The sequence below is a fragment of the Streptomyces sp. ISL-100 genome (assembly GCF_018614615.1).
Taxonomy (GTDB): Bacteria; Actinomycetota; Actinomycetes; order Streptomycetales; family Streptomycetaceae; genus Streptomyces.
In genome coordinates, this window is record NZ_JAGGOK010000065.1 from 99,959 (window position 1) to 121,954 (window position 21,996).

The window sequence follows — 21,996 nt, forward strand, 5'->3', positions numbered from 1 at the left end:
CCCAGCGGTGCCAGCAGGCGATAACGGCCGGCGATCACCCGCTGCCCATTGCCCGGCTGTTCGCTCACTGGCGAGCCTCCTGTCCGCAGCAGAGCGGCATCACGGAAGAAACCACTCAAAGTTATCTCAACTCCGGCCAGCTGAAGCCCCCTTGAACAGCAATCCGCCCGGCCGGCGATCCTGCGCGCGTAAACTGTCCAACTCACCCTGGAATCAGTCGTATTCGGAGAGTAATCGTCACGTGGTCGTCAACCCCCGTACTGGGGTGGTGAATCACACCGGCGGGATACACGAGTGTCTCGACGGGGCGATAGGGTTAACCTGCCCGGGCCGGGTGCCCTCGTACGGGTGGGGAGTGACATGGAACAGATAACGGTGCGCAGCAGGCCTCGAGTGCCTGCGATCACATGCGGGAGCGGTGCGACCAGCTCGCGCCTCGACCGCCATCTCGCGGTGCTCGGCGGACCAGCCGTGCCGCACGGCGAGACGGCCGAGGCGACCCTGCTGATGCGCGAGCTCACGTCACGTGATGTGGCGCACTCGCGGGCGAGCAGGAGCGCGCGCGTCTCGCTCTTCGCCCCGCTGCGGCGACTGCGTCGATCGCTCTTCGGCAGCCGCCACTGACACGGCGGATCAGCAGTGCGACCGCGCTCAGGCGATCACACCGTCCCGGCGCAGCGCTGATATCTGTACGTCCGTCATCCCCAGGCCGTGCAGCAGCGCGTCGGTGTGCTCGCCGAGTGCGGGAACCGGGCCCATCAGCGGGTCCGCTCCACCCGGCATAGTGATCGGCGGCAGCATCGCCCGCAGGGGCCCCGCCGGTGAATCAATCTCCCGCCAGCGGTTCCGCGCCGCCAGCTGCGGATGCGCCGCCACGTCGGCCACCGTGTTCAGCCGGGCACAGGCGATACCGGCCGCCTCCAGCGCCGCGATCGCCTCCGGCGCACTCATCACTCCCAGCGCCTCCGCGACCACCGCGTCGGTCTTGACCCGGTTGCCCGTCCGGGCGGTGTTCGTGGCGAAGGCGGGATCGTCCGCCAGTTCCGGCCGCCGGAGCACCTGCTCGGCGAGACGCCGCCACTCCCGGTCGTTCTGCACCGACAGCAGCACCTGACCGCCGTCCGCCGTCGGGTAGGCGTTGTACGGCGAGATGACGGCGTGCGCGATGCCGGTGCGCGCCGGGGCCTCACCTCCATGCATCCCGTGGTGCAGCGGATGCCCCATCCACTCACCGAGCGCCTCCAGCATGGACACCTCGACCGGCCCGCCGAGCCCGGTCGTCGCGCGCCGCAGCAGGGCCGCCAGGACCCCGGAGAACGCGTACATCGCCGCGGCGATGTCGGCCGCCGGAATGCCCGCCTTGACGGGTTGCCCGGGCGTGCCGGTTACGGACACGAGCCCGGCCTCGCACTGGACGAGCATGTCGTACGCCCGCTTGTCGGCGTACGGCCCGTCGGCGCCGTAACCCGAAATATCGACGGCGACCAGGCGCGGGTGCGCGGCACACAGGGTGGCGGCGTCCAGCCCGAGCCGTGCCGCCGCCCCGTTGGCGAGGTTCTGCATGAACACATCGGCTCCCGCGACGAGTTGCCGTACCGCGTCCAGACCGCGCGGGTCCTTCAGATCCACCGCGAGTGACTCCTTGCCGCGGTTGCACCACACGAAGTGCGAGGCGAGGCCGCGCGCGGCGGTGTCGTAGCCACGCGCGAAGTCGCCGCCGTCCGGTCGCTCGATCTTGATGACGCGGGCACCGAGATCGGCGAGCTGGCGGGTGGCGAACGGCGCCGAAACGGCCTGTTCGACAGCGACGACGGTGATGCCGTCCAGGGGCAGAGGCAGGGGCTGAGTGCTCATGCCCCACTGACTATCGTGTAGGTCACACCTTTGTCACCCGGACATGCTGGCTGAGAACCCGATCACTTTCCGCCGTTCGCGTACTTGCGGACGGCGAGCGGCACGAAGACCGCGAGCAGCACCAGCGACCAGGCGATCGTCCCGGCCACCGGGTGGGCGACGGGCCAGGCGGCGTCGGCGGACGGCGCGGCGTTCCCGCAGAGGTCGCGCACCGCGCCGGCCACGGCACTGATCGGGTTCCACTCGGCGACCGTACGCAGCCGGCCCGGCAGATTGTCGGTGGGGATGTACGCGCTGGAGAGCAGCGGCAGGATGAAGGTGGCGCTGCCGAGCTGGCCGGCCGCCTCCTCGTTGTGAATGAGCAGGCCCAGGTAGCAGCCGACCCAGGCGGTGGCGAAGCGGAAGAGGACGAGGAGGCCGAAGGCGCCGAGCGCCGCGAGCGTCCCGCCCTCGACGCGCCAGCCGACCACGAGCCCCACCAGGGCCAGGGGCACTGTGCCGGCGGCCGTTATCAGCAGATCGGCGGTGGTCTGGCCGAGCGGCACCGCGACCCGGCTCATCGGCATCGTACGGAAACGGTCCATGACGCCGCGGTGGGAGTCCTGGGCGGCCTGGAACATGCCGGTCATGAGGCCGTTGGCGGCGGTCGCGGCCAGCAGCCCCGGCACCAGGAAGGCGCGGTACTCCTGGCCCGGCACGGCGAGGGCGCTGCCGAAGACATAGCCGAAGAACAGCAGCATGGTGATCGGCATGGTCTGCATCAGGATCAGCACGCCCGGGGCGTGCTTGATGCGCTGAAGGTGACGGGTCAGCATGGCGGTGCCGTCGTACGCGATGGTGCTCATGCGGCGCGCTCCTTCAGGGGGCTGGGGCTGGGGTTGCGGTCGGTCAGGCGCAGGAAGACTTCGTCGAGGGTGGGTGGCCGCAGGCTCGCGTCGACGACCGGCACGCCCGCCGCGTCGAGTTCGCGGACGATACGGGGGAGAGTGAGCGAGGGGTCGGTCGCGACGGCCCCGACCGCGCGGCGCTCGTGGTCGAGGACCGGCTCGGCGCCGGTGAGCTGGTCGAGTACGGCCGCTGCGGGCAGCATCGCGGACGCGTCGGCGACGACCACTTCGGCGTACGAGCCGATACGGGCCTTCAGCTCGGCGGGGGTGCCCGTGACGGCCGCCCGGCCCTGGTCGATCAGCACGATGTCGTCGGCCAGCTGGTCCGCCTCCTCCAGGTACTGCGTGGTGAGCAGCACGGTCGTCCCCCGGCCCGCCAGGTCGCGTACCGCGTCCCAGATCTGGTTCCTGCTGTGCGGGTCGAGGCCGGTGGTCGGCTCGTCGAGGAAGAGGACCTCGGGCCGGACGAGCAGGCTGGCCGCGAGGTCCAGGCGGCGGCGCATGCCGCCCGAGTAGGTGCGGGCGGGGCGGCCGGCGGCGTCGGTGAGGTCGAAGCGTTCGAGGAGTTCGTCGGCGCGGGCGGGCCCTGCCGCGCCCCTGATGCGCAGCAGGCGGGCGAAGAGCCGCAGGTTCTCGCGGCCGGAGAGCTCGCCGTCCACCGACGCGGACTGGCCCGTGACGCCGATGGCGCGGCGTACCGCGCCGGGGTCCCGGCGGACGTCGTGGCCCGCGACGGTGGCGGTGCCGGAGTCGGGGGCGGTGAGGGTGGTGAGGACCCGGACGGCGGTGGTCTTGCCGGCGCCGTTCGGGCCGAGGATGCCGCAGACCGTGCCCTGCTCGACGGCGAGGTCGAGGCCGCGCAGGGCGTGAACCTGGCCGAAGCGCTTCTCCAGGCCTTCACTAAGTACAGCGTACGTAGTTGTCATGCCCCCACCGTAGCGCACTACGTACGCTGTACGTAACTAGGATGGTGGGCGAGGTGATGATCAATGGCAGTCGGCGGGCGTTCCGCGACACCCGAGGTGATCTGGGCCCGCCCCGAACGCGCCGGCCGCGGACCCAGGGCGGCGTACAGCCGCGCCGACATCGCGGCCGCTGCGGTGCGGATCGCGGACGCGGACGGGCTCGACGCGGTATCGATGCGCAGAGTCGCCGCGGAGATCGGCTGCGGCACGATGTCGCTCTACAACTACGTGCCGCGCAAGGAGGACTTGTACGAGCTGATGGTCGACGCCGTCAGTGGGGAGTACGACCTGTCCCAGGAGCCGTCGGGGGACTGGCGCGCGGACATGCTGGCGCTGGCGCACCGGGCTCGGGCACTGATGCACCGGCACCCGTGGCTGCCGCGCCTGATGTCACCGGTCTACGGCTTCAGCCCCAATGTGCTGCGGTACCTGGAGTACTGCCTCGGCTGCCTGGAGGGGCTGGAGGCGCCGCAGGGGACGAAGCTGGAGCTGGTGGCGATGGTCAACGGAATGGTGACGACGTACGTCACCAATGAGCTCGCGACGGCTGAGCGCAGCCGGTCGCTGCCGTGGTCGCAGGAGCAGGAGAACGCGGTGCGGATCGCTTATCTCGGGCGCGAGATCGCCACGGGAAAGTATCCGCGGATGGCGCAGGCGTTCGCCGAGGACGCCGGCCCCATCGATCTGGACGCGGTGTTCGAGCGAATGCTGGAGCGGGTGCTGAACAGCTTCGCGTAGCCGGGGAGTGCGGCGTGCCGGGCGCCGGGGGCGGAGCCCTGCGGGCGGCTTGTTCCCGACCCCGCCCCTTCCCGCTGTGACATTTTGCGGCTCCGCCGCGTGAGGGGCGCTGCCCCAGACCCCGCTCCTCAATCGCCGGAGGGGCTCCATTGGAGCCCGTCCGGCGATTGAGGACACGCCCGCAGGGCGTCTGCGTTGTCTGGGGTCTGGGGGCTTGCCCCCAGTTCGGGAAGGGGCGGGTAGGGGAAATAACCCCGCAGGGCACCGGGGCCGGGTGCTACAGCAGCGCGAACTGGCCCTCCGGGCCCTCCTCCTGGTGGTCCAGGACCGACGCCGGGCGCCGCACCGCATCCGGCACCGGAAGTACCCCCGCCTCCGCCAGCTCATCGCGGCCGATCCGCTCCCCGCCCCGCAACTCCTCCCGGCCCGCGTCCAGCTCACCCAGCAGCGCCAGCACCGTGATGAGCTCAAGCAAGTCCGACGTCCACTCCTGCGGCCACGCAGAAGGGCGGATCGCCTCCAGGGTCCCCGGTTCACCCCGCGCCGTACGCCGCTCGAACCACAGATCCAGCACCCGGACCCCGCCCACGTGGAAGTCCCAGGCCGCGGCCGGTACGGGCGAGACGCGACCCTCTCCGACGTGCAGGACCTCCTGCTCCGCGTCGTACCGCAGTACCGAAGGCCACGCCGGGACGGCGGCCCGGACATAAGGGCGGCGGCCGCCCGGCAGCCTGGGGCGCTTCCCGCCCCGCGCACCCCGCACCTGCACAGCCGTCATAAGGCGGCCCAGTTCCACGCCCGCCGCCCATACGTCCGGCCCCGCCGGCAGCGGAACCACCGCGCCCGACGGCGAGGGCTCGGCAGCGGCGACCGCCCACGCCAGTACGTCCCCGGCAGCGACCTCCTGTCCGTAACGGTCGCTCAGCAGCGCCCGCAGCCCCGGCGTCAGATTCGGTTCGCGGCCGCCGGGGCGGCGGTGCAGCGGGCGGATGCGGCCGGGGCGGCCGGCGGAGGAGCGGCCGTCCGGGAGCAGGGCGCTGACCAGCAGCGCGGGTCCGGCGGCCGCCCCGGGCACGTACGCCTGCTCCACGGCGAACAGCTGGTTCGAGTCGTCGGCCACCCGCCACAGCTCCGGCCGGGCGGCGTCGATCAGCCGGTGGTCCGGGATCAGCCACTGTTCGTCGAAGGGGCCGTGAAGGATTCGGACCGGGTCAGGGCAGGGCCCGGTCTCGCGTGCGAGGCGGCCCGTGCCCGTCGACCGGCCGGGCAGCGCGGCCACCGAAGAATGCGTCGTACGCGCCCGGGTGGCCCCGAACAGCTCCTCGCGGGCGGCCCCCTCCGCCCGTACAAGCGCATCCCAACGGGCCCGCAGGGTACGTCTGTCCGGCGCCAGGACCCAGCCCCGCCCCAGCCGCAGCGGCGCCACCGACCAGGGCATCAGTTCGTCGAGCAGCGGGGCATCCGGGGCAACCATGCGGGCATCGTAGCCACGCCACCCGACCGCAGGTCAGTGCGCGTCCACCGTCACCGAGAAGGAGAAGCGGTCGCCCCGGTAACGGATGCGCGCCACGTCCACGACCCGCCCCTCCCGGTCGTACGTCACACCCGTGTAGTGCAGGATCGGGCTGAGCAGCGGGACCTTCAGCAGGTCCGCCGTCGCCGGATCGGCCAGCCGCGCCTCGACCGTGTCCGTGATCTTGCTGATGCGTACGCCCACCACGTCCCGCAGCACCTTCGTCATCGGCCAGCGTTCGAGATCGGCCACGTCGAGACCGGCGGCGACATCCGGTCGAACCGCGTTCTCCGCCCAGTTCGTCGGCTCGCCGCTCTCGCCGTCGCAGCGCAGCCGTTTGTACGTGACGACCTCTTCCTCGTCCGGGAAGTACTCGACGAGATCGCCGGGCACGGGCGTCGGCCCGTGCCCGAGGATCGTCGTCAGCTCCCCGGACTGCTGGGCCACGATCGCGTCGATCGAGCCGAGCAGCCGGCGCGGCGCACCGCGCCTGGCGCCCGGCTCGATGAACGTGCCGCGCCGCCGGTGCCTGCTGATCAGGCCCTCCGCCTCCAGCTCCTTGAGGGCCTGGCGCATGGTGAGCACGCTCACGCCGTAGTGCGCGGCGAGCTGCTCCTCGGTGGGCAGCCGCAGCGAGGCGTCGGCCATGCGGCCCAGTATGGAAGCGCGCAGGGACTGCGAGACCTGGTACCAGAGCGGCAGCTTCCGGTTCAGGACCAGCGAGTCGGGGGCGAATGCGGTCACGGTTTCATTTCTCCGTCGGCACGGTACGACGTACGTACTACGACCTGAAGTGGCGTTGCAGACCTTGCCACACGTCGTCGTACGCCGACTGAAGGTGGTCGGCGGACGCCGCCTGAGCGGTCGCCGTGACCGGCCAGCGCGTCTCGAACATGAAGGCAAGACCGTCGTCGATCTTCTGCGGCTTCAGCTCCGCGGCGCTCGCCCGGTCGAACGTCTCACGGTCGGGCCCGTGCGCCGACATCATGTTGTGCAGCGAGCCGCCACCCGGCACGAAGCCTTCGGCCTTCGCGTCGTACGCGCCCTCGATCAGGCCCATGTACTCGCTCATCACATTGCGGTGGAAGTACGGCGGCCGGAAGGTGTCCTCGCCGACCAGCCAGCGCGGCGCGAAGACGACGAAGTCGACTCCCGCCAGTCCCGGGGTGTCGGACGGCGACGTGAGGACCGTGAAGATCGACGGGTCCGGGTGGTCGTAGCTGATGCTGCCGATGACGTTGAAGCGGTGCAGGTCGTAGACGTACGGGACGTGATTGCCGTGCCAGGCGACGACGTCGAGGGGCGAGTGGTCGTACGTCGCCGACCAGAGGTTGCCGCAGAACTTGTTCACCACCTCCACCGGGCCCTCGACGTCCTCGTACGCCGCTACCGGAGCGAGGAAGTCGCGGGCGTTGGCGAGGCCGTTCGCGCCGATCGGGCCGAGGTCGGGGAGCTGGAAGGGCTGCCCGTAGTTCTCGCAGACGTAACCGCGGGCCGTCTCGTCGAGCAGCTCCGCGCGGAAGCGCACCCCGCGCGGGATCAGCGCGATGTGGCCGGGGTCGCAGCGCAGCAGGCCGAACTCGGTGCGCAGCAGCAGGCCGCCGCGCTCCGGAACGATCAGCAGCTCGCCGTCGGCGTCGCTGAACACGCGGTCCGTCATGGAGGAGTTGGCGTTGTAGAGGTGAATCGCCATGCCGGTGCGCTGGGTCGCGTCGCCGTTGCCGCCGACCGTCCACAGGCCGGCCAGGAAGTCGGTGCCGGGCGCGGGCTCGGGCAGCGGGTTCCAGCGCAGCCGGTTCGGGTCGGGAACGGCCTCCGTGAAGGGCGCGCTGCGCAGGTTGCCGTTGTCGGTGCGTACGAACGGGGGGTGCGCGGCCGACGGCCTGATCCGGTACAGCCACGAGCGCCGGTTGTGGGCGCGCGGCTCGGTGAAGGCCGAGCCGCTCAGCTGCTCGGCGTACAGGCCGAGCGGGGCGCGCTGGGGCGAATTGCGGCCGTGGGGCAAGGCGCCGGGGACGGCCTCCGAGCTGTGTTCGTTGCCGAAGCCCGCGGAATGGGCCAGTCCCTCAGCCGTTTTCCTCGCCTGCTCGATGCCGCTCATCGTCCGCTCCCGGGGTGCCGAAGAAATCCTAAGGTGCAATCCTATGGTTGACAGTAGGATTCGCGAGCCCGGCCGTCAACGGGGTGCCGCACCCGTGGGGTGTATCGGCATCATGGAGCCCGTGCCCCCAACGAACTCACTCCGCCGAGCCCCCGTGCAGCAGCGCAGTGCCGAGCGGCTCGCCCGGATACTGGACGCCTGTGCCCAACTCCTGGACGAAACCGGCTACGAGCGGCTGAGTACCCGGGCGGTCGCCGCCCGCGCGGGCGTGCCCATCGGCTCCGTCTACCGCTTCTTCGGCAACAAGCGCGCCATGGCCGACGCCCTGGCCCAGCGGAACCTCGACCGTTACGCCGAGCGGATCAGCGGCCGCATCGCCGCGATGCCGGGCGAGGACTGGCGCGGCGCCATCGACGCCGTACTCGACGAGTACATCGCCATGAAGCGGACCGTCCCCGGCTTCCGCCTCGTCGACTTCGGCGTCCAGATCCCGATGGGTACCCGGGCGGGCGACCGGGTCGGCGACCCCGGCGACGCCGACATCAATTACCGCGTCACCGACCGCCTCACCGACCTCCTCTCGGCCCACCTCGGCCGTACCCCCGACGCGGCCCTGCGCCGGACGGTCCTGGTCGCCGTCGAGGCGGCCGACGCGGTGCTCCAGCTGGCATTCCGGCTGCGGCCGTCGGGGGACCCGGACCTCATCACCGAAACGCGTGGCGTCCTGCACGCCTACCTGGCCCGGACACTCGACTGACCTGAGCTACTGATCCTCTTCGCTCGACCCTCCCCTTCATGCCTACCGGTCGGTATGCTCGGCCGTGCTCGCGCGTCACCGCCGCCGTCGCCGCCGCCCGCTGGAGGGCTCATGTCCGAATCCCGCACCGTCCTGCGTATCTGTCCCCTCTGCGAAGCCACCTGCGGTCTGACCCTCACCATCGAGGGCACAAAGGTGACCGGCGCGCGCGGCGACCGTGACGACGTATTCAGCCAGGGGTTCATCTGCCCCAAGGGCGCCTCCTTCGGAGAGGTCGACGGCGACCCCGACCGGCTGACCGGGCCTCTGGTCCGCAAGGACGGCGTCCTCCAGGAGGCGACCTGGACCGAGGCCTTCGACCTCGTCGCCGCCAGGATGCGGCCGCTGATCGAGGAGTACGGGCCGAACTCCGTCGGCGTCGTACTCGGCAACCCCAACGTCCACACCATGGCCGGCGCCCTCTACCCGCCCGTCCTCCTCTCCCTCCTGCGCACCCGTGGCCTCTTCACGGCCAGCACCGTCGACCAGATGCCCAAGCACGTCTCCAGCGGACTGCTCTTCGGCGACCCGTTTGCCATCCCGGTGCCCGACCTGGACCGTACGGACCACCTCCTGCTCCTCGGCGCCAACCCGCTGGATTCCAACGGCAGCCTCTGCACCGCCCCCGACTTCCCCGGCAAGCTCAAGGCGCTGCGCCGCCGCGGCGGCACGCTCGTCGTCGTCGATCCGCGCCGCACCCGCACCGCGAAGCTCGCCGACCGGCACGTCCCCATCAGGCCCGGCACGGACGCGCTGCTGCTGGCCGCGCTCGCCCAGGTCCTCTTCGAGGAGAAGCTGACGGACCCGGGCGTTCTGGAGGAGTACATCGACGGGCTGGCCGAAGTCCGGGAAGCAGTACGGGACTTCACACCGGAGGCCGTCGCCGCCGCCTGCGGCATCCCCGCCGATGAAATCCGCCTTCTGGCCCGTGGTCTCGCCGCCGCGCCGACCGCCGCGGTGTACGGCCGGGTCGGCAGCTCCACTGTCGAGTTCGGCACCCTGGCCAACTGGCTCGTCGACGTACTGAACATCCTCACCGGCAACCTCGACCGCCCCGGCGGAGCCCTCTTCCCGCTCTCCGCCACCGTGCCCCCGCCCCGCCCCGCCGGCCCCGGCAAGGGATTCGCGCTCGGCCGCTGGAAGAGCCGGGTCAGTGGCCACCCGGAGGCCAAGGGCGAACTGCCGCTGTCCGCGCTCGCCGAGGAGATCGACACTCCGGGGGAGGGCCGGGTGCGGGCGGTCATCGCCATCGCCGCCAACCCCGTGCTCTCCGCGCCCGACGGGCTCCGCCTCGACCGTGCCCTGAGCGAGCACCTCGACTTCATGGTCAGCGTCGATCCGTACCTCAACGAGACTTCGCGGCATGCCGACGTCGTGCTGCCCCCGCCGCCGCCGTCCCGGAGCGTGCACTTCGACTTCGCCTTCAACGGCTTCGCCGTTCACAACCAGGCGCGTTACAGCCCGGCCGCCGTCCCCCTGGAGGACGGACGGATGGACGAGAGCGAAATCCACGCCCGCCTGATCCTCGCGGTGAGCGGCATGCACGGCGCCGACCCGGTGTCCGTCGACGACCTCGTCATCGAGCGCGCCCTCACCAAGGCGGTCGCCGAACCGCACTCGCCCCTCCACGGCGGCGACCCGAAGCAGCTCGCCGCTCTGCTCACCGGGCGCACCGGACCCGAGCGGCGCCTGGACATGATGCTGCGCCTCGGCCCGTACGACCTGGTCCTCGACGACCTGCTCGCGCACCCGCACGGCGTCGACCTCGGCCCGCTCAAGCCGCGCCTCCCGCAGGTGCTCAAAACCCGCAGCGGAAAGGTCGAGTTGCTGCCGGATCCCATCGCCGCCGACCTGCCGCGACTGCGGCGCGCGCTGGACGAACGACCCGCCGCCCTCGTGCTCGTGGGCCGCCGTCACCTGCGCTCCAACAACAGCTGGCTGCACAACATCCCGTCGCTCAACGGCGGCAGCAACCGCTGCACCCTCCAGGTCCACCCCGACGACGCGGCCCGGCTCGGTCTCAACGACGGCGAGGACGCCCGTATCGCCGCGGAAGGAGGGGAACTGAAGGTTCCGGTGGAGGTGACGGACGAGGTACGCGCCGGAGTGGTGAGCCTCCCGCACGGCTGGGGGCACGACCGCGAGGGCGTCCGGATGGCAGTCGCCGCGGCCACTCCGGGCGTCAACGTCAACCAGCTGCTCGACGGAAGCCTGCTCGACCCGCTGTCGGGCACAGCTGTGCTCAACGGATTCCCCGTCGAGGTAACACCCATATCGTGACCTGGGGTTTTGCGCTTATTGCTCGCGTGTCAACATCTTGTTAACGCGTCGGAACGCGACCTAACGTCATCGAACCGCCTGGTCTGGTGGGAGTTCAAGGGCGAACGTTAGGTACCCCAAATGCTGACAATCCTCGGATTCGTCATGATTGCGACCTTCCTGGTCCTGATCATGATGAAGAAGATGTCGCCGATCGCGGCGCTCGTGCTGATCCCGGCACTGTTCTGTGTGCTCGTCGGACAGGGCGCCAAGCTCGGCGACTACGTCCTCGAAGGTGTAGGCAATCTCGCGCCGACCGCCGCGATGCTGATGTTCGCCATCGTGTACTTCGGCGTGATGATCGACGTGGGTCTCTTCGACCCGATCGTCCGCGGCATCCTGCGCTTCTGCAAGGCAGACCCGTTGCGGATCGTGGTCGGGACTGCCGTGCTCGCCGCGATCGTCTCGCTCGACGGCGACGGCTCGACCACCTTCATGATCACGGTCTCGGCGATGTATCCGCTGTACAAGCGGCTCGGGATGAGCCTGGTCGTGATGACGGGCATCGCCGCCACCGCGAACGGCGTCATGAACACACTGCCGTGGGGCGGGCCGACGGCCCGCGCCGCCACCGCGCTGAAGCTGGACGCGGCGGACATCTTCGTGCCGATGATCCCGGCGCTGGCCGTGGGACTGCTCTTCGTCTTCGTGCTGGCGTACGTGCTGGGCAGGCGGGAGCGCAAGCGGCTCGGGTATCTCACCCTGGACGAGGCGGTCGAGGCGGAGGCGGAGGTCCTTGTCACGGCGGGTGGCGGTGGCGTCGGCGGTGGCACTGAGCCGCGCAAGGGCGCGGGCGGCGGGGCGCACGCCGAGGCCGACGCCGATGCCGGTCCGGCGTACTCCGCTGACGGGGAGGGCTTCCAGGGGCTCGACCCGAACCGCGCGACCCTTCGTCCCAAGCTCTACTGGTTCAACGCCGGGCTCACCGTCGTGCTGCTCGCGGCCATGATCACGGAGCTGCTGCCGATCCCGGTTCTGTTCCTCCTCGGCGCGGCGCTCGCCCTCACGGTCAACTACCCGAAGATGACCGACCAGAAGGCCCGTATCGCCGCCCACGCGGACAACGTCCTCAACGTCGCCGGCATGGTCTTCGCGGCCGCCGTCTTCACCGGCGTCCTCACCGGCACCGGCATGGTCAAGCACATGGCGGACTGGCTCGTCGGCGCGATCCCCGAGGGCATGGGCCCGCACATGGCGATCGTCACCGGCCTCCTGAGCCTCCCGCTGACGTACTTCATGTCCAACGACGGCTTCTACTTCGGTGTCCTGCCGGTGCTGGCGGAAGCGGGCGCGGCGCACGGTGTGTCCTCGCTGGAGATCGCCCGCGCGTCGCTCGTCGGGCAGGCCCTCCACATGTCGAGCCCGCTCGTGCCCGCCGTGTACGTCCTGGTCGGCATGGCCAAGGTGGAGTTCGGCGATCACACGAAGTTCACCGTGAAGTGGGCCGCGCTCACGTCGCTGGTGGTACTCGCCGCCGGAATCGTCTTCGGCATCATCTGATGATGCCGGGCAGGGGCTGGCTGGTGCGCCTCGTCATCGCCTTCGGCTTCGCGCAGGCGGCGGTGTCGATGGCGCGCCCGGCCGTTTCGTACCGCGCCCTCGCCCTGGGCGCGGACGAGCGCGCGATCGGTGTGATCGCGGGCGTGTACGCGCTGCTTCCCCTGTTCGCCGCCGTACCGCTGGGGCGCCGGACGGACCACGGGCGGTGTGCACCCCTGCTTCCCGCCGGTGTTGTCCTGATCGCGGCCGGATGCGCCCTCAGCGGTACGGCGAACTCCCTTGCGGTGATGGCCGCGTGGAGCGGGGTGATGGGTCTCGGGCACCTCTGCTTCGTCATCGGCGCCCAGTCGATCGTCGCTAGGCAGTCCGCGCCGGCCGAACAGGACCGCAACTTCGGCCACTTCACCATCGGGGCGTCTCTGGGCCAGCTCGTGGGACCGGTCGCGGCAGGCCTGTTGGTCTCCGGCCAGGACGGTGCGATGGCCCGGACCAGTGCCCTCGCCCTGGTCGTCTCGGCGGGCGTCGCGGCGGTGTCGTTCAGCTCGCTCTGGCGGATCGAGCACCGGGTGGGGCCTGCGGTGCGTACGGCGGGCGGGGCGAAGGTTCCGGTTCACCGCATCCTGCGGACGCGGGGCGTGCCGGCCGGGATTTTCATCAGCCTCGCCGTGCTCTCCGCGACGGACATCCTCACCGCCTACTTGCCGGTCATCGGCGAGCACCGGGGGATCGCCCCTTCGGTCGTCGGCCTGCTGCTGAGCCTGCGAGCCGCGGCGACGATCGCCTGTCGGCTGGTGATGACGCCGATGATCCGGGTGCTCGGCCGCACGGCCCTGATGAGCGTCACGTGCCTTGTGGCCGGGCTGCTGTGCGCGGGGATCGCGCTGCCGGTGCCGGTGTGGGCGCTCGCGGTGATGCTGGCCGTGCTCGGCTTCTGCCTCGGCGTGGGCCAGCCGCTGTCGATGACGACGGTGGTTCAGGCGGCGCCGCCGAAGGCGCGTTCGACGGCGCTCGCACTGCGCCTGACCGGCAACCGCCTCGGGCAGGTCGCGGCGCCGGCGTCGGCGGGCCTGGTGGCCGGAGTGGCGGGGACGGCGGCGCCGTTCGCGATGCTGGGGGTCCTGCTGCTGGGAGCGTCGGCGCTGGCGCTGCGGGATCCGGGGCGCGGGGGCGGTTCGAGGCGGGCGGCGGGCGGCTGCGCCGCGTCACGTGAGACTCGCCGGACGCGGGCGAAGTAGCCGCGGGTGGGCCGGGCCCCGCCCGGCCCCGTCCAGCCCACGGAACGCCCCGCAGGCCACCCGTTTGCTCCGGCGGCGGACACGCACTGTGGGCCAGTCAGGTCATTTCTGATGCCTTTTCAGCGATTCGACGCTTCTTCACGCCCGATATGTGACATCTAATCAGGCGATCGAGTGATCAGTACGACAATCATCTCGGCTTGAAGGAGCACGCATGACCACCACGACATCTTCTCGTTCCCACGGTGTCCGATCGGGCACGGCAGCCCTCGCCGCGCTGGCCCTCGCAGGGGTGTCCCTGTGGGGCGCGTCGGCGGCGTTCGCCGTGGAGGGAGACAGCGGAGAGATCAAGATCCACAAGTCCGGAACCCGCGCCGCCGACACCAAGGACCACTACGAGGTCTGTACGTTCAGCCTGTCCGCGTCCAACTTCGAATCGGTGAAGCTGGTCAACTGGACTGTCACACCCCCGCAGCCGAAGACCCCCGTCGAGCCCATCCTGTCGGGAGGCCTCGTCATCATGAACGGCAAGGGGAGCACCGCGGACTACTCGCTCCCGGACGGTCACTACCAGCTCAGCTGGTCGTTCCCGGGCGGCGTCCCGAAGCAGAAGATCTTCAAGGTCAACTGCGCGAAGAAGCAGGACGACAAGCCCGCCGCCGCCCCGCGCGGTGCTGTCCCCGCGGGTGGCGGCGGGGCCGCGGACATCGGTACCGGCACGGGCACGGGCGCCGAGACCGCCGACAGCTCGTCGGCGAGCCTGGCAGCCGCCCTGGTCGCGGGTGCTGCGGGAGTGGCCGGGCTGATCTTCGTCCGTCGGGCCCGCCGCCGCGCAAATGGCGCCGCGTAACACCCGCTACAGCCGTCGGAGCGGTCCCAGCCGGGGCGTCCGCCTCGCTATGACCGCGACTGTGACGGTGACGTTGGTGACCGGTGTTGTCCGGGGGTGCGGCGATTCGCCCCCCGACGCACCGGTCACCGCTGCCCACGACACGGCCGCTCACGACACCGCAGCCAAGAACCCGGCGCCGGAACCGGCTGCGAATGCCGCGAACGTAAGGGAGCCGGCGCCGGAACAGGTCCCGAAGCCGGCTCCGAGCCCGGTGCCCGAGTCGGTCCCGACGCCGGTGCCCAAGCCGGTTCCGACGCCGGTTTCGAAACCGGCACCCGAGCAGGTGCCCAAACCGGTACCCAAGCCGGTGCGCAAGCCGATGCCGGTTCCGAAGCCGGTCCAGGCGACGTATCCGCCGCTGCCCGCATCGCCACCGCTGAGTGTGGCCGTCCCCGCCATCACCATCGAGTCGCCCATCATCGGGCTCGGGCTCGACCCGGCAGGCCACCTGGCCGCACCGCAGGTCGACAACCCGCGCCTGGTGGGCTGGTACCGGGACGGCCCGACCCCCGGAGAGGCGGGAACGTCCCTCCTCGTCGGCCACCGGGACACCCGGACCGGACCGGCCATCTTCCTCAACCTCAACGCACTCGTCCCCGGCGACGTCGTCCACGTCGTACGGGAGGACCGCCGGACCGCGGTGTTCACCGTCGACGCCGTGCGGACGTACAAGAAGGAGGCATTCCCCGACGCCGAGGTGTACGGCGCCAAAGCCGGCCGCCCGGAACTGCGGATCCTGACCTGCGGCGGCGCCTTCGACAAGAAGAAGGGATACGCCTCCAATGTCGTCGTTTTCGCCCACCTCACGGACGTGAAGTACGCGTAACAGTGCCCCTCGACCAGGCCGTCGGTCCGGTCGAGGGGCTTCCGCGCGTCAACAGCCTCCACCGAAGGGACTTCACCATGCCTCTCACGCCTCCTACGCCCCTGCGGATCACACCCACCCGCCTCGCCACCGCCACCGCGGGCGTACTCCTCGCAGCCGGCGCCCCCGCCGCGTACGCCACCCTCGGCGACGAACCCGCCGCCACCCCGGCTGCCGCCCCGCGGGGAACGGCGTACGTGGAAACGCGGCTGTTCTTCGGCACCGAGCGGCCGGACGGCGGTCCGGACATCACCGACAAGGCATTCATGGGTTTCATCGACCGTCACGTGACACGCAGCTTCCCGGACGGACTCACCGTGCAGAACGGCCGAGGCCAGTGGCGCGACGCCAACGGCACGATCGAGCGCGAGCGTTCATACGAATTGACGCTGCTGTACCCGGCATCGCAGGTCAAGGCCCGCGACCCGCAGATCGAGCGCATCCGCGACGCCTACGAGCGCGCGTACGCCCAGGAATCCGTCGCCCGTCTCGACGATCCGATCCGCGCCGACTTCTGACCTCACCCGGCCCCGCCGCCCGTCTCCAGGTCAAGAGCAGTTACAGCGGCGCCCAGGGCGACGACTGCGTCGAGGTAGACGCATGCCCCGACACCGTCCACGTACGCGACTCCAAGGACAGGTCCGTGCCCGTGCCGGACCTCGCGCCCCGTGCCTGGGCGGACTTCATCGTCCTCGCTACGCGAGGCTGACGGACCCTAGCGGGGAACGAAGCGGTCGACCAGGAGCGTGAGGCGCTCGTGGGCTCGGTCGGCGGGCAGGCGCCCGGCGCGGGTGAGGGTGACCAGTCCGTGCAACGCGGCCCAGAACGTCTCGACGAACAACCCCGGTTCGTCCGGGTGCGCGTGGTCGACGAGAGGGTCCAGCAGGGCCCGGAACGCCTCACGCAGCGGAGCGGGCGTGGCCTCGTCGGTGAAGGGCAGGCCGTTGTCGAGGCTGAACATCGCGTCGTACAGGGCGGGGTTGCGCACGGCGAAGTCGGTGTAGGCGCGGGCCAGCGCGGCCACCGCCTCCCGGCCGGCGGGCCCCTCCGGCACCGCGGCTCGCAGCGCGGTCGTCAGCTCGGCGAACCCCTCCAGCGCGACCGCTCCCACGATCTCGTTCTTGCCCCGGAAGTGGCTGTAGAGCACGGGCTGGCTGTACTCGATCCGCTCGGCGAGCCGGCGCGTGGTCACGGCGTCCCAGCCGTTGACCTCGGCGAGTTCGCGGGCGGTGGAGACGATCAGCCTGTGGCGGGTGGCCCGCTCGCGTTGCTTGCGTTCGTGTACTGACATGGCTCAATTCTAGCACCGCTAGAAAATGGAGCGCCGACATGCCTAGCATTGCGTCAGAACCTAGCGACGCTAGGGCGAGCCCTTGGGAGGGGACATGCAGGACGTACTGGCTGTCGTCACGGTCGTGGTGGTCGGGCTGTTGGTGGGCGTGGAGTTCGCGGTGGCGGTATTCGTCAACCCGATCCTCGACCGGCTCCCCAACGATGGCGGACTCGACGCCCGCAGCGACGGGGCGCGCGTTCTCGGCCGGATCATGCCGTTCTGGTACATCGGTTCAGTCGTCCTCGGCGCGGTGTGGGCCGCAGTGACGTGGAAGGGTGAGGGCGCGTCGTTCATAGCCGCAGGCGCAGTGCTCCTCGTGCTGAGCGTGGTGATGTCGATCCTGCTGCTCGTGCCGATCAACTCGCGTGTCGCGACTTGGTCGCACGAGGGTGTTCCCGCTGACTGGAAACAGCAGGTGGGGCGCTGGGACCGGTTCCACTGCGTCCGCGTGGGCATCATCGTGCTCGCCTTCACGCTGTTCGCCGTCGCCCTCGTCCAGTAGTGGCACTCTGGAGACTTGGGCCTCTGGCGTCGAAAAACTAACAGCGCTAGTTTGGGGCGTGGACGACTACGCCAGCCAGCCCTGGAGGATTGCGATGAAAGCCCATGACGCGATGTACATCGGTGGCCGGTGGCGGCCCGCCGCAGGTCAGGACACGATCGCGGTCGTGAACCCGGCCGACGAACAGGTCATCGGCCACGTCCCGGCCGGCACCGCCGAAGACGTAGACACGGCTGTACGAGCCGCACGCGACGCCTTCCCGGGCTGGGCCGCGACCCCGCCCGCAGAGCGCTCCGCGAAGATCGCCGCGCTGCGCGACGTGCTGGTGGCCCGCAAGGACGAGATCGCGGCCACCGTCACCGCCGAGCTGGGCGCGCCGCTGGGCTTCTCGCAGATGGTGCACGCGGGTGTGCCGATCCTGGTCGCCGGGTCGTACGCCGAGCTCGCCGCGACGTACTCCTTTGAGGAGAAGGTCGGGAACTCCACCGTCCTCCTGGAGCCGGTGGGCGTGGTCGGCGCCATCACACCGTGGAACTACCCGCTGCACCAGATCGTCGCCAAGGTGGCCCCCGCACTCGCCGCCGGCTGCACGGTCGTCCTCAAGCCCGCCGAGGACACCCCACTCACCGCTCAGCTCTTCGCCGAGGCTGTGGACGAGGCCGGCATCCCCGCCGGTGTCTTCAACCTCGTCACCGGCCTCGGCCCGGTCGCCGGGCAGGCGCTCGCGGAGCACGAGGGGGTGGACCTGGTGTCCTTCACCGGGTCCACGGCCGTCGGAAAGCAGATCGGCGCGACGGCCGGCGCCGCCGTCAAGCGCGTCGCGCTGGAACTGGGCGGCAAGTCGGCCAACGTCATCCTGCCGAGCGCGGACCTGGCCAAGGCGGTCAGTGTCGGCATCGCGAACGTCATGGGCAACTCCGGCCAGACGTGCAGCGCCTGGACGCGGATGCTCGTACACGAGGACCAGTACGACGAGGCGGTGGCCGTCGCCACCGCCGCCGTGGCGAAGTACACCGTCGGCGAACGCGTCGGCCCGCTGGTCAACGCCAAGCAGCAGGCGCGCGTGCGCGGCTACATCGAGAAGGGGGTCGCGGAAGGCGCGCGCATCGTCGCGGGCGGCCCCGAAGCCCCGCTCGACACCGGCTACTACGTCGCCCCGACCGTCTTCGCGGATGTCACCCCGGACATGACCATCGCCCAGGAGGAGATCTTCGGCCCGGTCGTCTCCATCCTCAAGTACGCCGACGAGGCCGAGGCGCTGCGGATCGCCAACGGCACCGTCTACGGCCTCGCGGGCGCGGTCTGGGCGGCGGACGACGAGGAGGCCGTCGCCTTCGCGCGCCGCATGGACACCGGACAGGTCGACATCAACGGCGGCCGGTTCAACCCCCTCGCACCGTTCGGCGGCTACAAGCAGTCGGGCGTCGGGCGCGAGCTGGGGTCGCACGGCCTCTCCGAGTACCTCCAGACCAAGTCCCTCCAGTTCTGATCCGGGAGCAACCCACCATGGCCCGCGACCGAGTCCGCGCCGCAGTCCTGTCCGCCGTCGGTGCTCCCCTGGAAATCACCGACATTGAACTCCCCGAGACGGGTCCCGGTCAGGTGAGGGTCCGTCTCGCCGCCGCCGGTGTCTGTCACTCCGACCTCTCCCTCTCGAACGGCACCATGCGCGTGCCGGTTCCCGCCGTACTCGGCCACGAAGGCGCCGGTACGGTCGTCTCCGTCGGCGAGGGCGTCACGCATGTCGCCCCCGGCGACCCGGTCGTTCTCAACTGGGCGCCTGCCTGCGGGAATTGCCACCACTGCGGCATCGGCGAGGTGTGGCTGTGCGTCAACGCGCTGTCCGGCGCCGGCAGCGTGTACGCCCGTACCGCGGACGGCACCGACCTCCACCCCGGCCTGAACGTCGCGGCGTTCGCCGAGGAGACCGTCGTCGCGGCCAACTGTGTGCTGCCGGTCCCGGACGGCATCCCGCTCACGGAGGCCGCGCTGCTCGGCTGCGCGATCCTCACGGGCTACGGCGCTGTCCACCACAGCGCGCGGGTCCGCGAGGGCGAGTCGGTCGCGGTCTTCGGTGTCGGCGGCGTCGGTCTCGCCGTCCTGCAGTCGGCGCGTATCGCGGGGGCGGGACAGATCGTCGCCGTCGACGTCTCGCCGGAGAAGGAGGAACTGGCGCGGGCCGCCGGGGCCACCGACTTCGTGATCGCCTCCGAGACCACCGCGAAGGAGATCCGAAAGCTCACGGGCGGTGCGCAGGGCGTCGACGTCGCCGTCGAGTGCGTGGGCCGGGCCGTCACCATCCGCACCGCCTGGGACTCCACCCGCCGCGGCGGCCGCACGACGGTCGTCGGCATCGGCGGCAAGGACCAGCAGGTCAGCTTCAACGCTCTGGAGATCTTCCACTTCGGCCGTACGCTCTCGGGCTGCGTCTACGGAAACTCCGACCCCGGGCGCGACCTGCCCGTACTCGCGGACCACATCCGCGCCGGCCGCCTCGACTTGAGCAGCATGGTCACCGAAGAGATCGGCCTCGACGGCATCCCGGCCGCCTTCGACAACATGCTGGCGGGCAAGGGCGGCCGGGCCCTGGTCGTCTTCTAGAACGACTGGACCAGGCCCAGCCCTGTTCCACATCAGCCACCCCAGACGCTTCCGCGCGGCTGGGGTGGCTCGCGCTGCCCGCAAGCGGCCTCATCGCAGGCGTAGCAGTCCCATGCGTTGAAGAGCACTCCGCCCAGCGTGGTGACGGCCGGAACATGCCCGGTCGCACCGCCCGGCCCCGGCCGGCCGGGGCCGGGGGGCGAGTCGATCCCGCCCGGGACCTGACCAACGATTCCAAGGCCGCGCCACCACCCCCGCAGCGACAGGCCAGGCAGAAACCCGAGGTCAGTGCTGAGGCTGAGGTGGGAGAAAGTCCTGCTGCCAGACCCGTTGACCTCCGTACCATCCGGTCGGTACGTTCCCGGCACATCTCGGAGCCACCCCCTCCCCTTTGCCCGTCCCCACCTTTCGTCCCCGCACCCACCGGAGTGTGCACCGCATGGACACGGCACCTTCCCCGCTCACGGACACCACGGCAGACGCTTCGGCCACCGACCGCAACCGGCGCAAGGTGGCGACCGCCGCCGCCCTCGCCTCCGCCGTCGAGTGGTACGACTACTTCGTCTTCGGTATCGCCGCGGCTCTCGTCCTCGGCGACCTGTACTTCCCCTCCGGCAGCTCGTCCGCCGGCGTACTCGCCGCCTTCGCCGCCTTCGCCGTCGGCTTCCTCGCCCGCCCGGTCGGCGGCGTCATCGCCGGCCACTTCGGCGACAAGCACGGCCGCAAGCCGATGCTGGTCCTGGCCCTGACGCTGATGGGCCTGGCCACCACCGGCATCGGTCTCCTGCCGACGTACGAGACCATCGGCATCGCCGCTCCCATCCTTCTCGTCCTGCTCCGCGTCTTCCAGGGCATCGCCGTCGGCGCCCAGTGGGGCGGCGCGATGCTGATGGCGACCGAGTACGCCCCCGAGGGCAAGCGCGGGCTGTACGGCAGCCTGGTGCAGCTCGGCGTTCCCATCGGCGTCGTCACCGCGAACACGGTCTTCCTCATCGCGGGCGCCACGACCAGCGAGAGCGCGTTCGCGTCGTGGGGCTGGCGAGTGCCGTTCTTCGTCGGCGTCCTGGTGCTCGTACTCGCCTGGTACATCCACACGCGGGTCGAAGAGACTCCGGCGTTCCGCGAGGCGGAGCGCGCGCTGGCCGAGCAGGAGAAGGGGGCGGCGCGCTCGCCGCTCCGTACGATCCTGACGAAGCACCTCGGCACGGTCTTCCTGGCCGGTGGGTCCTTCGCGGTCAACACCGCGACGTTCTACATCATCATCACCGGGGTCCTGGACTACGCGACCCGCGAACTGGAGATGGAACGCAGCGCGGTCCTCGCCGTCTCGCTGTGCGTCAGCCTCACGCAGTTGGTGATGATTCCCGCGTCGGCGGCCCTGTCCGACCGCATCGGCCGGCTGCGCATCTACGCCCTGGGTGCGGTGGGGCTTCTGGTGTGGGCGGTGCCGATGTTCCTGCTCATCGACACGAAGTCGCTGCTGTGGCTGGCGGTCGGGACGTTCGTGACGAGCTGCTTCCTCAGCATCATGTACGGGCCGCAGGCGGCGCTGTTCGCCGAGCTGTTCACGGCGGAGATGCGGTACACGGGGGCGTCGCTCGGGTACCAGATCGCGGCGGTGTTCGGGGGCGGGCTGGCGCCGTTCATGATGGTGCTGCTTCTTGAGGCGACCGGTACGTCGATGGCGGTGTCGGCGTACATCATCGGACTCGCGGTGATCGCCCTGATCTCCATCAAGATCCTGTCGAACCGGGCTGCCGCCGCTGCCGCCGCGGCCGACTAGGGCGGGCGTTTGCGCCTGCCCCGGCCGCAAGGGCTGTCCCACCGGTCACCAGTAGCCAGTGCCACAGACCGCGGGACAGCCCTCTGCCGGCCCGGGAGCGGGCGTTCGCCCG

Annotated in this window: 21 protein-coding genes; 14 read left to right on the plus strand and 7 right to left on the minus strand. The window is 70.7% G+C overall.

Annotation, left to right across the window (positions count from 1 at the left end):
- Positions 1–360 precede the first annotated feature (360 nt).
- Positions 361–624: a hypothetical protein gene (locus tag J7E89_RS27820; RefSeq protein WP_214977192.1), complete on the plus strand. Its 264-nt coding sequence runs from the start codon at positions 361–363 to the stop codon at positions 622–624.
- 27 nt (positions 625–651) lie between these two features.
- Here J7E89_RS27820 and J7E89_RS27825 read toward each other — a convergent pair whose 3' ends face one another.
- From J7E89_RS27825 to J7E89_RS27835, 3 genes are all read right to left on the minus strand, one after another.
- A complete protein-coding gene (locus J7E89_RS27825; protein WP_214977193.1) occupies positions 652–1,854 on the minus strand; it encodes a CaiB/BaiF CoA-transferase family protein in 1,203 nt (400 codons plus the stop codon).
- A 62-nt stretch (positions 1,855–1,916) separates the two neighbouring features.
- Positions 1,917–2,699, minus strand: a complete 783-nt coding sequence (locus tag J7E89_RS27830; RefSeq protein WP_214977194.1) for an ABC transporter permease — start codon at positions 2,697–2,699, stop codon at positions 1,917–1,919.
- Entirely contained in the window at positions 2,696–3,667 is a 972-nt protein-coding gene (locus tag J7E89_RS27835; RefSeq protein WP_214977195.1) for an ATP-binding cassette domain-containing protein, read from the minus strand. The genes J7E89_RS27830 and J7E89_RS27835 overlap by 4 nt, the downstream gene beginning before the upstream one ends.
- Before the next feature lie 63 nt (positions 3,668–3,730).
- Here J7E89_RS27835 and J7E89_RS27840 point away from each other — a divergent pair, with 63 nt between their 5' ends.
- Positions 3,731–4,444: a TetR/AcrR family transcriptional regulator gene (locus J7E89_RS27840; RefSeq protein ID WP_214977196.1), complete on the plus strand. Its 714-nt coding sequence runs from the start codon at positions 3,731–3,733 to the stop codon at positions 4,442–4,444.
- A gap of 277 nt (positions 4,445–4,721) precedes the next feature.
- Here the strand turns inward: J7E89_RS27840 and J7E89_RS27845 are convergent, their stop codons facing one another.
- From J7E89_RS27845 to hmgA, 3 genes are read right to left on the minus strand one after another with little or no spacing between them, the layout of a single operon-like run.
- Positions 4,722–5,918 (minus strand): type ISP restriction/modification enzyme, encoded by a 1,197-nt coding sequence (locus J7E89_RS27845; RefSeq protein WP_214977197.1) that lies wholly within the window; start codon positions 5,916–5,918, stop codon positions 4,722–4,724.
- Positions 5,919–5,951: 33 nt separating this feature from the next.
- Positions 5,952–6,701: a GntR family transcriptional regulator gene (locus tag J7E89_RS27850; protein ID WP_214977198.1), complete on the minus strand. Its 750-nt coding sequence runs from the start codon at positions 6,699–6,701 to the stop codon at positions 5,952–5,954.
- A 37-nt stretch (positions 6,702–6,738) separates the two neighbouring features.
- The gene (gene hmgA, locus J7E89_RS27855; protein ID WP_214977199.1) at positions 6,739–8,058 is read right to left on the minus strand and encodes a homogentisate 1,2-dioxygenase; all 1,320 of its coding nucleotides are present in this window, start codon (positions 8,056–8,058) and stop codon (positions 6,739–6,741) included.
- A gap of 112 nt (positions 8,059–8,170) precedes the next feature.
- On the opposite strand from hmgA, the gene J7E89_RS27860 reads away from it, so the two are divergent.
- The 8 genes from J7E89_RS27860 (at position 8,171) to J7E89_RS27895 (ending at position 16,374) form a co-directional block, all read left to right on the plus strand.
- Positions 8,171–8,815, plus strand: coding sequence for a TetR/AcrR family transcriptional regulator (locus J7E89_RS27860; RefSeq protein WP_214977200.1), 645 nt, complete (start codon positions 8,171–8,173; stop codon positions 8,813–8,815).
- Positions 8,816–8,926: 111 nt separating this feature from the next.
- On the plus strand, positions 8,927–11,134 hold the full coding sequence (locus J7E89_RS27865) for a molybdopterin oxidoreductase family protein (RefSeq protein ID WP_214977201.1): 2,208 nt from the start codon (positions 8,927–8,929) through the stop codon (positions 11,132–11,134).
- Between the two features lie 120 nt (positions 11,135–11,254).
- Positions 11,255–12,673, plus strand: a complete 1,419-nt coding sequence (locus J7E89_RS27870; protein WP_214977202.1) for a CitMHS family transporter — start codon at positions 11,255–11,257, stop codon at positions 12,671–12,673.
- Positions 12,673–13,908, plus strand: a complete 1,236-nt coding sequence (locus J7E89_RS27875) for an MFS transporter (RefSeq protein ID WP_214977203.1) — start codon at positions 12,673–12,675, stop codon at positions 13,906–13,908. The genes J7E89_RS27870 and J7E89_RS27875 overlap by 1 nt, the downstream gene beginning before the upstream one ends.
- Before the next feature lie 214 nt (positions 13,909–14,122).
- A complete protein-coding gene (locus J7E89_RS27880; RefSeq protein WP_214977204.1) occupies positions 14,123–14,758 on the plus strand; it encodes a hypothetical protein in 636 nt (211 codons plus the stop codon).
- A 325-nt stretch (positions 14,759–15,083) separates the two neighbouring features.
- Entirely contained in the window at positions 15,084–15,626 is a 543-nt protein-coding gene (locus tag J7E89_RS27885) for a class F sortase (RefSeq protein WP_374196902.1), read from the plus strand.
- A 77-nt stretch (positions 15,627–15,703) separates the two neighbouring features.
- Positions 15,704–16,183, plus strand: a complete 480-nt coding sequence (locus J7E89_RS27890; RefSeq protein ID WP_214977206.1) for a DUF3574 domain-containing protein — start codon at positions 15,704–15,706, stop codon at positions 16,181–16,183.
- Positions 16,180–16,374, plus strand: coding sequence for a DUF397 domain-containing protein (locus J7E89_RS27895; RefSeq protein ID WP_308315626.1), 195 nt, complete (start codon positions 16,180–16,182; stop codon positions 16,372–16,374). Before J7E89_RS27890 ends, J7E89_RS27895 begins: the two co-directional genes overlap by 4 nt.
- 6 nt (positions 16,375–16,380) lie before the next feature.
- Here J7E89_RS27895 and J7E89_RS27900 read toward each other — a convergent pair whose 3' ends face one another.
- A complete protein-coding gene (locus J7E89_RS27900; protein WP_214977207.1) occupies positions 16,381–16,956 on the minus strand; it encodes a TetR/AcrR family transcriptional regulator in 576 nt (191 codons plus the stop codon).
- Positions 16,957–17,050: 94 nt separating this feature from the next.
- Here J7E89_RS27900 and J7E89_RS27905 point away from each other — a divergent pair, with 94 nt between their 5' ends.
- The 4 genes from J7E89_RS27905 (at position 17,051) to J7E89_RS27920 (ending at position 21,884) form a co-directional block, all read left to right on the plus strand.
- Complete coding sequence (locus J7E89_RS27905) at positions 17,051–17,500, plus strand: DUF1772 domain-containing protein (protein ID WP_214977208.1); 450 nt, start codon at positions 17,051–17,053, stop codon at positions 17,498–17,500.
- Between the two features lie 94 nt (positions 17,501–17,594).
- Positions 17,595–18,989, plus strand: coding sequence for an aldehyde dehydrogenase family protein (locus J7E89_RS27910; RefSeq protein WP_214977209.1), 1,395 nt, complete (start codon positions 17,595–17,597; stop codon positions 18,987–18,989).
- A gap of 17 nt (positions 18,990–19,006) precedes the next feature.
- Entirely contained in the window at positions 19,007–20,101 is a 1,095-nt protein-coding gene (locus J7E89_RS27915; RefSeq protein WP_214977210.1) for a Zn-dependent alcohol dehydrogenase, read from the plus strand.
- Between the two features lie 439 nt (positions 20,102–20,540).
- Positions 20,541–21,884, plus strand: coding sequence for an MFS transporter (locus tag J7E89_RS27920; RefSeq protein WP_214977211.1), 1,344 nt, complete (start codon positions 20,541–20,543; stop codon positions 21,882–21,884).
- The last annotated feature ends 112 nt before the right edge of the window (positions 21,885–21,996 follow it).